12 protein-coding genes are annotated in these 11,935 nt (G+C 64.8%); 9 read left to right on the top strand and 3 right to left on the bottom strand.

Going from position 1 to position 11,935, the window contains the following annotated elements:
- Positions 1–200: 200 nt before the first annotated feature.
- From gmd to ACE5C1_RS09570, 9 genes are all read left to right on the top strand, one after another.
- On the top strand, positions 201–1,313 hold the full coding sequence (gene gmd, locus ACE5C1_RS09610) for a GDP-mannose 4,6-dehydratase (RefSeq protein WP_374943852.1): 1,113 nt from the start codon (positions 201–203) through the stop codon (positions 1,311–1,313).
- Positions 1,310–1,786, top strand: a complete 477-nt coding sequence (locus tag ACE5C1_RS09605) for a dTDP-4-dehydrorhamnose 3,5-epimerase family protein (RefSeq protein ID WP_374943851.1) — start codon at positions 1,310–1,312, stop codon at positions 1,784–1,786. The genes gmd and ACE5C1_RS09605 overlap by 4 nt, the downstream gene beginning before the upstream one ends.
- Positions 1,783–2,574, top strand: coding sequence for a glycosyltransferase family 2 protein (locus ACE5C1_RS09600; RefSeq protein ID WP_374943850.1), 792 nt, complete (start codon positions 1,783–1,785; stop codon positions 2,572–2,574). The genes ACE5C1_RS09605 and ACE5C1_RS09600 overlap by 4 nt, the downstream gene beginning before the upstream one ends.
- Positions 2,571–3,311, top strand: coding sequence for a cytidylyltransferase domain-containing protein (locus ACE5C1_RS09595; protein WP_374943849.1), 741 nt, complete (start codon positions 2,571–2,573; stop codon positions 3,309–3,311). The genes ACE5C1_RS09600 and ACE5C1_RS09595 overlap by 4 nt, the downstream gene beginning before the upstream one ends.
- A gap of 28 nt (positions 3,312–3,339) precedes the next feature.
- Positions 3,340–4,506: an N-acetyl sugar amidotransferase gene (locus ACE5C1_RS09590; RefSeq protein WP_374943848.1), complete on the top strand. Its 1,167-nt coding sequence runs from the start codon at positions 3,340–3,342 to the stop codon at positions 4,504–4,506.
- The gene (locus tag ACE5C1_RS09585) at positions 4,469–5,917 is read left to right on the top strand and encodes an O-antigen ligase family protein (protein WP_374943847.1); all 1,449 of its coding nucleotides are present in this window, start codon (positions 4,469–4,471) and stop codon (positions 5,915–5,917) included. Before ACE5C1_RS09590 ends, ACE5C1_RS09585 begins: the two co-directional genes overlap by 38 nt.
- A gap of 131 nt (positions 5,918–6,048) precedes the next feature.
- Complete coding sequence (locus ACE5C1_RS09580; RefSeq protein WP_374943846.1) at positions 6,049–6,663, top strand: polysaccharide biosynthesis/export family protein; 615 nt, start codon at positions 6,049–6,051, stop codon at positions 6,661–6,663.
- A gap of 14 nt (positions 6,664–6,677) precedes the next feature.
- Positions 6,678–8,888 carry a GumC family protein gene (locus ACE5C1_RS09575; protein WP_374943845.1) on the top strand — a complete coding sequence of 737 codons (2,211 nt, stop codon included), beginning with the start codon at positions 6,678–6,680 and terminating at the stop codon, positions 8,886–8,888.
- On the top strand, positions 8,888–10,117 hold the full coding sequence (locus tag ACE5C1_RS09570) for a hypothetical protein (RefSeq protein ID WP_374943844.1): 1,230 nt from the start codon (positions 8,888–8,890) through the stop codon (positions 10,115–10,117). The genes ACE5C1_RS09575 and ACE5C1_RS09570 overlap by 1 nt, the downstream gene beginning before the upstream one ends.
- Positions 10,118–10,531: 414 nt before the next feature.
- Here the strand turns inward: ACE5C1_RS09570 and ACE5C1_RS09565 are convergent, their stop codons facing one another.
- From ACE5C1_RS09565 to ACE5C1_RS09555, 3 genes are all read right to left on the bottom strand, one after another.
- Positions 10,532–10,864, bottom strand: coding sequence for a hypothetical protein (locus ACE5C1_RS09565; RefSeq protein ID WP_374943843.1), 333 nt, complete (start codon positions 10,862–10,864; stop codon positions 10,532–10,534).
- A gap of 15 nt (positions 10,865–10,879) precedes the next feature.
- On the bottom strand, positions 10,880–11,257 hold the full coding sequence (locus tag ACE5C1_RS09560; RefSeq protein WP_374943842.1) for a hypothetical protein: 378 nt from the start codon (positions 11,255–11,257) through the stop codon (positions 10,880–10,882).
- A gap of 87 nt (positions 11,258–11,344) precedes the next feature.
- A partial coding sequence (locus ACE5C1_RS09555) for a sugar nucleotidyltransferase (RefSeq protein WP_374943841.1) occupies positions 11,345–11,935 on the bottom strand: 591 nt, incomplete at its 5' end.

Genomic DNA, 11,935 nt, shown 5'->3' with positions numbered 1-11,935 from the left:
CGCAGACCGCGACGGCTTGGAAGCGACGTCACATACCCGGGAGCCGCGACGGCGAGCGGGGCGGTGCGCCGGCGGGACGATGGTTGATTTTCTCAGGCCGTTCGGCCAACCGCCCAGGTGATTTCATCGATGCACCGATGGGGTATCGAGGCGCGACCGCCCCTATCGTAGCGATCCCGCATACACATAGGCACAGGAACATGAGCGGCAAAACAGCCTTGATCACCGGGATCACCGGCCAGGACGGATCGTACCTGGCCGAATTTCTGCTCGAGAAGGGATATACGGTTCACGGCATCAAGCGCCGCTCGAGCCTGTTCAACACCGATCGCGTCGACCACATCTATCAGGATCCGCACGCGACCGACGTGCGGTTCATGATGCATTACGGCGACCTGACCGACACCAGCAACCTGGTGCGCATCATCCACCAGACCCAGCCCGATGAGATCTACAATCTCGGCGCGCAGAGCCATGTGGCGGTCAGCTTCGAGGCGCCCGAATACACCGCCGACGTCGATGGCATCGGAACGTTGAGGATGCTGGAGGCGATCCGCTTCTTGGGATTGGAGAAGAAGACGCGCTTCTACCAGGCGTCGACGTCCGAGCTCTACGGCCTGGTCCAGGAGACGCCCCAGCGCGAGACGACCCCGTTCTATCCGCGCAGTCCCTACGCCGTGGCGAAGCTCTACGCCTACTGGATCGTGGTCAACTACCGCGAAGCCTACGGCCTGTTCGCGTGCAACGGCATCCTGTTCAACCATGAATCGGAGCGGCGCGGGGAGACCTTCGTCACGCGCAAGATCACGCGCGGGCTGGCCGACATCGCGCAAGGCGCGGCCGAGTGCCTCTACCTGGGCAACATGGACGCGCGGCGGGACTGGGGACACGCCAAGGACTATGTCCGGATGCAGTGGATGATGCTCCAGCAGGACGCGCCCCGCGATTACGTGATTGCCACGGGCGTGCAGTACAGCGTGCGGGAGTTCGTCGACCAGGCGGCCGATCGGATCGGCGTGACGCTTCGCTGGGAGGGCGAGGGAGTCGAGGAGCGCGGCGTCATCGCCGCGATCGCCGACGGCGCGCAGGCGCAGCGCTGCCCGGCGATGCGGGTCGGCCAGACGGTCGTCCGCGTTGACCCGCATTACTTCCGCCCGGCCGAGGTGGAGACGCTGCTGGGCGACGCCGGCAAGGCCAAGGCGGAACTCGGCTGGTCGCCGGAGATCAGCTTCGCCGCGATGGTCGACGAGATGATGGAGGCGGACCTGCTCGCCGCGCGCAAGCAGGCGATGGTGAAGGGCGTCACCTGGTGAGCAACGCCGTTTTCCCGCTGCTCGAGGGCGAGGCGCCGCGCATCGAGGACGCGCGCGGCTGGCTCCAGGTGCTGTACGAGACGCCGAATACCGTGCTGAAACGGTCGTTCAGCCGCGCGGGCGTGTTTCGGGGGCTCCACGCGCAAGCCGCCCCGTCGCCGCAGACTAAGATCATCCGCGTCGCCTCCGGCAGGATCATCGACTTTCTGGTGTCGCTGGACGACTCCGCCCGCACCCTGCACCATCGCGAGATCGGACCCGGCGACGGATGGATCCGCGTCGCCGCGCGGTACGCGCACGGCTTCTACGCGCTGGAGGACACCATATTCGAATATGTCTGCGACGGCGGATATGACGAGAGTTCCGAGCAGGCCTTCTCGATCCTCGATTCTCTACGGGACATGGGGATCGTCAATCCGATCCTGTCGGATAAGGATTGCGGCGCCCCCGCTCTCCGCGCGGTGATCGTATGACCAAAGTCACGCTGCTCACCGCATCGTACAATTCGGCGCGAACCATCCGCGATACGGTGAGGTCGATCGAGGTGCAGACCCATCCCGACATCGAACACATTGTGATCGACGGCGCGTCCAAGGACGATACGCTGGCGATCGTCGGGGCGGGCACGCGCATCGCGCACGTCGTCTCCGAACCCGACAAGGGCATCTACGATGCCTACAACAAGGGGCTGGCGCTGGCATCGGGCGAGATCGTCGCCTTTCTCAACTCCGACGACTTCTACGCGCATCCGCGCGTCGTCGAGCAGATGGTGCGCCTATTCGACGGGAATCCTGATTTGGACGCCGTCCATGCCGACCTCGTCTACGTCGATCAGTATGACGTGACGAAGGTCACGCGGTTCTGGAAAGGGCGGCGCATGACGCCGGGACTGATCCGTCAAGGCTTCCACCCAGCGCATCCGACGCTGTTCCTGCGCCGCGGCGTGTACGAGCGCGCGGGCGGCTTCGACTTGTCCTACCGAATGGCCGCTGACGTCGAGTTCATGAATCGTATCTTCGGGCGGTTCCACGTGCGTGACGCCCATGTCGATGACATCTGGGTCATCATGCGGGAGGGCGGCATGACCGGGGGCGGGATCCGCAGCGTCCTGCGGCAGAATCGCGAGGTGAAGCGCGGCCAGCGGGCTAATGATATTCGCAGCCCGCTCCTGCTGTTCGCCGCGGCCAAGATCCTTGACCGAAGCCTGCAACGTCTGCGCGCGCGCCGCGTGACCCTGCAGCCGCTGAGTTTCGACCGGTGATCGCTGATCGCCGCGTGCTGGCGATCGTGCCCGCGCGCGCCGGATCGAAAGGACTTCCCGGCAAAAACGTGCGGCCGCTGCACGGCAAGCCGCTGCTGGCTTGGCCGATCGCCGCGGCGCGGGGCTCGCGCTACGTCGACCGCACGATCATTTCCACCGACGATGCCGGCTACGCCGCGATCGCGGTCGCGCATGGCGCGGAGGCGCCGTTCCTGCGACCTGCGGACCTCGCCGGCGACGCGGCACCATCGATCGGGTTCGTCCTTCACGCAGTGGACACGCTGGCTGCCGACGGCGACCACTACCACTATGTCGTGCTGCTCGAGCCGACGTCGCCGCTCACCGAAGCGCAGGACGTCGATGCCGCGCTGGAGCAGCTGGTGGCGGAGCGCGCGTGCGCGGACGCGGTCGTCGGGATTGCTCCGATGGAGACGACGCATCCTTCCTTCGCAGTGCGTCGCGACGATGTCGGCGTGATCCGTCCGCTTCTGTCGGAGAGCTTCGGCGACCTGCCGCGACGCCAGGATCTGGAGCCGATCTTCGCGCTTGACGGCACGCTCTATATCTCGACCGTGGAAGCGCTTCGGCGGGAGTGCGGCTTCGCGCACGCACGGACGCTGGGCTACGTCACCGACCGGTTTAAGGCGGCGGAAGTCGATGACTTGGTAGACTTCCTCTGCGTCGAGGCGCTAATGGCGCACCGAGCCAAGGCGGGCGGCGGGGGAAGGGCCGGCTGACGCGGCAACGAGAACCCAAGGATTTCAGATGCGTAAATGCGTGCGGTGCTTGACGCCCGAGACGGTGGATACGATCACCTTCGACGAAGCGGGCGTGTGCAGCGTTTGCCGACAGATCGAGTTCAAGAAAGACAAGATCGACTGGGAACAGCGTGGCCGGCAGCTCCAGGAACTGATCGCGGAGTATAAGGGCAAAGGACTTTACGACTGCATTGTCCCGTATTCGGGCGGCAAGGATTCGGTCTTCCAGTTGTACTACATCACTCGGGTGCTGAAGCTGAAGCCACTGGTCGTGCGGTTTAATCACTGGGGTTACCGCCCGTTAGTCGAGGAGAACAATACTTCGGTCTTCAAGCAGCTCGGCTGCGACGTGGTCGAGTTTACGCCCAACTGGCACGTTGTGCGCGAGACGATGCTTGAGGCGTTCAAGCGCCGTGGCGACTTCTGCTGGCATTGCCATACCGGCATCTATGCCGGGGTCATGCAGATGGCGGTCCGTTTCGAGACCCCGCTGTTGTTCTGGGGCGAAAGTACTGCCGAGTACCATAGCTGGTACACCTTCGAGGAGATGGAGGAGGTCGACGAAAAGCGCTTCAACCGGCTGATGAACCAAGGGATCACCGCCGACGACATGTTCGAGTTCCTGCAGGGACGCGTGGAGCGTCGCGACTTGTGGATGTTCGATTATCCCAAGCGTAAGGATCTGATTCGGCTCAAGGTCCGATCGATCTGCCTGGGCAATTACATCGAGTGGGATACCAAGGCGAACGTCCGACTCATCAAGGACGAGCTGGGATGGAAGGGGCAGCAAGTCGAAGGCGTTCCGCCTGAATTCGATTACGAGAAAATCGAATGCAAGTTCCAAGGCATGCGTGACTATTCAAAGTTCGTGAAGCGCGGCTACGGTCGGGCCAACCACCTGCTGTCGATCGATATTCGCAACGGACGCAAGACCCGCGAGGAAGCCGCGGAGATCGAATACCAGTACGACGGCAAGCGCCCTGCCTCGATGGACTGGTTCCTAAGCAACCTGAAGATGGACGAGCAGGAATATTACGACATCCTGAAGCCGCATCAGGTCCATCCCTGGCAGTTCGATCCGGCGCAGGTCCAGCCCGGGCCGGTGCTGCCTGATTTTGATCAGTGGGATCGCACTGATGTCGGCGACGTGCCGTTGGGTCCCGAGAGGCGCTGACGCCGGTCACGGGAAAGAAGCCACGGACATGCGCTCACCTCTCGGTCTTCGGGCAAGGACCAGCTTCCCGCTGATCCTCGCTTGCCTGTACCTCCTGGTTCTCTGGCTCGCGGGCGGCGCTTCGCGCGCCGACGCGTTGGGGCAGGTCGTGGTGCGCGCTGCCTCTTGGACGATGTTGATCGTCGTGGCGCTCGCGCAGCCGCGGGCGACGCTGGATAGCGCTCGACCTATCGCGCTCCTCATCGGCGCGAGCATCCTGCTCGCCCTGCTGCAGCTGGTACCGCTGCCGCCCGAACTGTGGCAGGCGCTGCCCGGCCGCGCGCTGTTCGCACAGGCCGCCGACCTGAGCGGCCAGCCGCAGCCATGGCGGCCTCTGGCGATCGTGCCGGGAGCCGCGATCAATGCTGCCGGCTCGTTGGTCGTTCCCGTCGCGATGCTGGTGCTACTGATCGGGCTTGAGCCGCAGGAGCGGCCCCGGCTGGTGGGGATCATGCTCGGCCTGGTGGTCGCCTCCACGCTCGTCGGCCTCCTGCAGTTTTCGGGCGCCGGGTTCGACAACCTGCTCATCAACGACACCGTGGGCGAGGTCAGCGGCACCTTTGCGAACCGCAACCATTTCGCGCTGTTCGTCGCCGTCGGCTGTCTGCTCGCGCCGGTATGGGCCTTCGTCGAAGACCGCAGGCCGGGGTGGCGCGCTCCCGTCAGCGTCGGTCTCATTCTTCTGTTCACCCTGACCATCCTGGCGAGCGGATCGCGAGCCGGCATGGCGATCGGGATACTGGCGCTCGGCACCGGCTTGCTGCTGGTGCAGCAGGGAATTCGCCGGACGTTGCGGCGCTACCCGCGCTGGGTCTTTCCCGCGCTGATCGCGGCGATTGTCATCGCGATCGGAGTGTTGGTGCTGATTAGCATCGCCGCCGATCGGGCGATCTCGATCCAGCGTGCGATCGCGGTCGATGCCGAACAGGACATGCGCAGCCGGGGACTGCCGACGGTCCTGGCCATGGTCCGAGAATATTGGCCATGGGGTTCCGGCCTAGGAGGGTTTGATCCGCTGTTCCGGATCAACGAGCCGTTCGGGCTGCTCAAGCCCACCTATTTCAACCACGCGCACAACGATCTGATCGAAGTGGTGCTCGATGCGGGGCTGCCTGGGCTGCTGCTGCTGGTGGCCGCGCTCGTCTGGTGGGCTGCGGCCAGCGTGCGTGCCTGGCGGGCGGGGGCGGGCGTCCACCACGCATTGCCCAAGCTGGGATCGGCGATCCTGCTCTTCGTCATCCTAGCGAGCGCCTTCGACTATCCTGCTCGAACGCCGCTAATGATGGCGACCATCGTCATCGCCGCCATGTGGTTGAGCGAGTCGGGAAGCCGCGGGAGCCGCGCTTTACCCCGGAATGGTCAGTATCTATAGGCGGCACGATCCCCGTCAGCTCGGAACCCGTCACGCGTATGCGAAAATTCTGCCTTGTTGTTCTTCTCGCAACGGTGATGTCGGGATGTGCTGAACGGGAACCCTTGCGGTCGAACGGCGACCTAACGGTCGTGCAGGACAGTACCTTGCCGCCCCCAGGTAGGGCGGACCTGACCGCGGCCGACCGGCCCGCGCTGATCGGTCCGCTGGATACGATTCAGGTCGATGTCTTTAACGTTCCCGACCTTAGCCGCGAGATGCAAGTCGATGCGAGCGGCCGCATCTCTATGCCGCTGGCCGGCACGATCGACGCGCGGGGCAAGACGGCTCCCGAACTGGCCGGCGCAATCGAGGCGGCGTTGCGCGGCCGGTACATCCGCAACCCGGAAGTGACAATCAACATCAAAAGTTCGGTCAGCCAAGTGGTGACGATCGACGGACAGGTCGTCGAGCCAGGATTATATCCCGTCACCAACCAAATGACGCTGATGCGGGCTATCGCCTCGGCCAAAGGTCTATCAGAATTCGCCCGCCAGGACGACGTTGTAATCCTGCGCACCGTCAACGACCGCAAGATGGCCGGGTTGTACAACATCGATGCGATCCGGCGCGGCGCCTACGGCGACCCGCCGATTTATGCGAACGACGTGATCGTCGTAGGCGATTCTCCGCAACGTCGTCTGTTCCGCGACTTCGTCTCGTTGTCGCCGATCATCGCGGCTCCTCTCATCGCGATCCTGCAGTAAGGTCCGTCCCCGTCATGAACCTGGTCACATCAACTATGCGTGGTGGCGTGCCGCTTGCCGGACCGACGCTCTCCCACGTTCCCGGGATGGAAGCGGAGACCGTGCCAGCGATCCGTCAGTACTTGCGCATCGCGATGCGCTGGCGCTACCTAATTCTCGGCGCGACGATCGCCTGCGTCCTCCTGGGCTTGATCGTGACGCTGATGATGACGCCGAAGTACACGGCAACGACGACGGTCGAGATTTCACGCGAGGCCAACAAGGTCACCGATTTCCAGGGAGTGGAGCGCGAGACCAACATCGCCGATCAGGAATTCTATCAGACGCAGTACGGCCTTCTGAGGTCGCGCTCCATTTCCGAGCGGGTTGCGACGCAGCTGCGGCTCGTGGACGATCCGAAGTTCTTCGCATTGTTCGGCGTGTCGGAGAACGACTCCGCGTTCCAGCTGGTCAACGGGCGTTACCCGGCGTCCGGCCGGGCGACCCGCCTCCGCATCGCTGGCGAGACGCTCAGGGACAACCTAGTCGTTTCGCCGACGCGCCTGTCGCGGCTGGTCGACATCGGTTTCACGAGTCCCGACGCGGGCTTTTCGGCGAAGGTCGCCAACAACTGGGCGGACAGCTTTATCCAGACCAACCTGGAGCGCAAAGTCCAGGCCACCTCCTACGGGCGCAACCTTCTGCAGCGGCAGCTATCGCAGGCGAAGGAGAAGCTGGACGAGTCGCAGCGGCAGTTGGTGGGCTACGCGTCTGCGCAACGGATCATCAACCTGCCGGCGCAGCAGATCGGCGATGGTCAGACGGCGGAACGGTCGATCGTAGCCGACGATCTCGCGGCGCTGAACGCATCGTTGTCGCAGGCGATCGCGGATCGCATTCAGGCGGAGGCGCGCTACGAGCAGAGCGGCCGGGCGGGCGCCTCGACCGAGGCGTTGCGCAACCAAGCGATCAACGGCTTGCGGCAGCGGCGGGCGGAACTGGCCGCCGACTATCAGCGGCTGATGGCACAGTTCGAACCCGGCTATCCCGCGGCGCAGGCGATCCAATCGCAGATCGATCAGCTTGATCGAAGTATTGCACGCGAGGAGGGACGCGTGTCCGGATCGCTGCTCGCCGACTTCCGCGAGGCGCGGGAACGCGAGCGGTCGCTCCAGGAGCGGGTCGACCAGCTGAAGACTAGCTACCTAGATCTGCGTCGACGCAGCATCCAGTACAATATCTTCCAGCAGGAAGTCGACACCAACCGGGCCCTGTACAATGGCCTGCTCAAGCGTTTCGAGGAGATCGGCGTCGCGGGCGGCGTCGGCATCAACAATGCCGCCGTCGTCGATCCCGCCGACGTCCCCCAGAAGCCGTCCAGCCCGCGCTTCGCGGTGAACCTAATTATCTCGCTCCTGGTGGGTCTGGGACTGGGTGTACTGCTCGCCTTTGCGTTGGAGCAGATCGACGAGGCGTTCGCCGACCCGGCCGAGGTGGAGCGCCGTCTGGGCCTGCCGTTACTCGGTTCGGTTCCGAAGCTCGAGAGTGGAACGCCCAAGGAAGCATTGCAAGATCGCAAGTCGGACATGGTCGACGCCTATCTCGCGATCCAGACCAATCTCGCCTTTACCACCGAACACGGGGTTCCACGCTCGTTCGCGGTCACATCGACCCGTCCAGCCGAAGGCAAGTCGACGACCGCGTTGGCGTTGGCAACGACGCTCGCGCGGGCGCAACGCAAGGTCATCCTAGTCGACGGCGACATGCGATCGCCCTCTATTCACCAGCTGGGCGGCGTCGATCATGCTCACGGCTTAAGCAATTTCCTGTCGGGGCAGGATAACATCGAAGCACTAACCTTCCCGATGGCGGACCTCGGCTTCACCGCCATGTCGGCCGGGCCAATCCCGCCTAATGCCGCCGAGCTACTGACCGGCGCCAGGCTATCGCTCCTCATCAACCGCCTTCTCGAGACGTACGACCACGTGGTGATTGACTCTCCGCCGGTCATGGGACTGGCGGACGCCCCGTTGATCGCCAGCCGCGTCGAGGGCGTCATCTACGCGGTCGAATCGCACGGCATCAAGGCGAGCATCGTCAAAACCGCGCTTCGGCGCCTGGCGAGCGCCAATGCGCGCGTAATCGGCGGGGTGCTGACCAAGTTCGAGGCGCGCAAGGCCAACTATGGTTACGGATACGAGTACGGCTACAGCTACGGTCGCGCGGACAAGGCGTCGCAGTCTTAATGTTGCATCCTCGACGTTCCGCGCGGCGATCGCCGAATGGCCGGGGCATCAGGGGGGGCATCGCGATCCTCCTGGCGATCGTCGGCTGGGTCAGCGTCTCGCAGACGCTGGCCTATGCCGTACGTGAACGCGACCCGGCGTGGGCGCATCGACTGGCATCCGGTGACGGACGGATCACCGCGCTTCTCGCCGACAAGCTGATCACCGCCGACGTTGCGCCGAGGCAGCAGCGGGCGGCAGACGCCCTGGCGAGATCGGCGGTACGACAAGATGCCACGGCCGTCCCGGCGGTCGTGGTGCTCGGGCTGGGGGCCGATCTGGACGGCGACGCCTCCCGCGTCGGAGCGCTTTTCGGCTATTCCGAGCGGCTGTCGCGGCGCGACGTGCGGACCCAAATCTGGGCGATCGAGAACGCGGTCGCCCGCAACGACATACCCGGTGCCCTGAGGCATTACGATGTCGCGCTTCGGACGTCGCGGAGTGCGATGGACCTGTTGTTTCCCGTCCTCGCAGCGGCGAGCGCCGAGCCCCAGATCGCGTCGTCGCTTACGCGGACGTTGGTCGCCAAGCCCGCTTGGGGCGCCAGTTTTGTCGAGTATGTGGCCGGCAGCGGACCGGACGCGCGGGCGTCCGCGCGTCTTCTGCGAGGACTGCATTCGGCTGGCCTGTTGATCTCGGAACATGCCCAGGCTGTGACAATCTCGCGCCTGATCTCCCACGACGCGCTGGACGACGCTTGGACCTATTACGCGTCAGTCCGTCCTGCCGCGCAACGGTCGCAATCGCGTGATCCGAACTTCGCTGGCGATCGGGTGGAGCCGTCGCTGTTCGATTGGGTGCCGGTGAACGACGGAGGGATCACGTCGTCCGTCCAGCGCGGCGATGCGGGCGGGTTGTTTGAGTTCACGGCACCCGGCAGCGTTGGCGGTACGGTGCTCCAGCAAGCGCAGATGCTGCCGGTGGGCGAGTATGACCTGACTGGCCACAGCGTGGGCGTGGATCAACCGGAAGGCTCCCGGCCCTACTGGGTGTTGACCTGCCGCGACGGACGTGAGCTGGGCCGGGTCGTCGTAACGAATTCGGCGTCGGCAAACGGAGCCTTCGCTGGCCATTTCACCGTTCCCGACCGTTGCCCCCTGCAGTTGCTGGCGCTGGTGACGCGTCCCTCAGATGCCGTGTCGGGGAGTTCGGGGCAGGTCGATCGCGTTCAGCTGCGCCCGGCGCGCTGATCGAGGCGGGAGGCGATCCGGCTGTGCCGCATTATCCATTCGCGTTAGCGCGTTAGCGCGGTCGCCGCCGCTGACGGCTGCGACGACGGTCCAGGGGATCGTACCTGCGCTTCCAGGCGTCTAGTTTGGCCTGCACGGCGAATACCCAGTGCGGGCTGTTCTGCTGCATGCGGGACGACATGAACATCCGCTTCTTCTTCGCCCGCAATAGGACGAGAGCGTACAGCACCGCCGTCCCGGTCGCGACCAGCAGGACCAGCAGGAGAACGATCGCGAGATCCTGTCTACCGTTCAAAGCCGATCCCGTGGTTGGAAGTGGAGAACGCGGCATCCCACGAAACACAGCGGCTGCCAAGCCGCGTGCGCGATCCAAAAATCTCGGTCGGTGACGCGATATCCGGCACCGCGCCGTTCTCAGAGGCGAAGTCGCCGGAAAGGCATGGGCCGCGGCACGCGCTTGCCGCCCACGATCGCGCCCATCGACAGCATCGTGTCAGTCGTGCCGCGATCTTCGATGCGACCAACGAAGCCGAACACGTCCACGTCGCCACCCTTGTTGATGACACCTCCCTTGACCACGCCCAGCATGATGAGGGCTCCACCCGGCAGGACGGTGATGTCGCCCTGTACCTGCCCTGACAATCGGAGCGAGCCGCCCGCCGCCACGACGATGTCGCGGACGACGGCGGTCGTGATCGAGGTCGGACCATCAATCCGTAACGGCGCGGTGCCACTGTCCCTCGACATGTCAGTCATCCGCCATCAACGCGGTGACATCGACGGGGAGCGTTCCCGACCATCGGTGTCGGCAAGTCGATCCGCGTAAGGTGATGGGGCCGGGATCGTCCGGGCCGTCACTTCAGATCGCGCTTCCCTGCTATTATCCGTCCGGGTCACGCGATAGGCGGCGGTAGGATCGGTCGCGCTTTCCAATCGGTACCGCTCGATCCGCAGTCCCAGGCGGCCATCGATGCGACCGGCGATGCGGTTGTTTACGCGTCGGGTGTTGATGCCGGAAGGCTGCGTCTCGGCGTTCAATCGGGTACCATAAGCGGTGACGGTGTCCGCCGCCGTTCGGGTCTGGCCCGCGACTGGAGTTCCGAGCACGATGAGGGCGCTGAACGCTACTGTCGATCTCATGAGATCGGTCCTACGCCATCTCCACTCCGGTCGTCCACGCTCCAAGCCGGAAGATGCCGATGGTTCACTCGGCATGCGCGGTTCCCGCTAGGACGTGCCAACCGCCTGCAGGATTGCGCGCCCGTACGCGGTCTTCTTGAACATCTCGCCCCTCGCGCGGGCTTGGTCGGCGGAGATGAAGCCCTGTTCGTAGGCGATCTCCTCCAGGCAGGCGATCTGGATGCCCTGGCGGTGCTGGAGCGTGCGGACGAACTCGGAGGCCTCCAGCAGGCTGTCGTGCGTGCCGGTGTCGAGCCAGGCGTAGCCGCGGCCCATCTGCTCGACGAACAGGTCGCCCGCCTCCATGTACAGGCGGTTGAGATCGGTGATCTCCAGCTCGCCGCGCGCCGAGGGCTGGAGGTTGCGCGCGTAGTCGACGACGCGGTTGTCGTAGAAGTAGAGGCCGGTCACCGCGCAGTTCGATCTGGGCTGCGCCGGCTTCTCCTCGAGGCTGAGCGCGCGGCCGTCCTCGGCGAGCTCGACCACGCCGTAGCGCTCGGGATCCTCGACGCGGTAGCTGAACACGGTCGCGCCGCTCGTCCGTTCCACCGCGCTGGCGAGCAGCTCGGGCAGGCCGGCGCCGAAGAAGATGTTGTCGCCCAGCACCAGCGCGACATTGTCGTCGCCGATGAAGTCGGC

The sequence above is a fragment of the Sphingomonas sp. genome (genome assembly GCF_964263785.1).
Classification (GTDB): Bacteria; Pseudomonadota; Alphaproteobacteria; order Sphingomonadales; family Sphingomonadaceae; genus Sphingomonas.
Note: the sequence above shows the minus strand (reverse complement) of the source record. Positions and strands in the feature narration are given on the sequence as shown.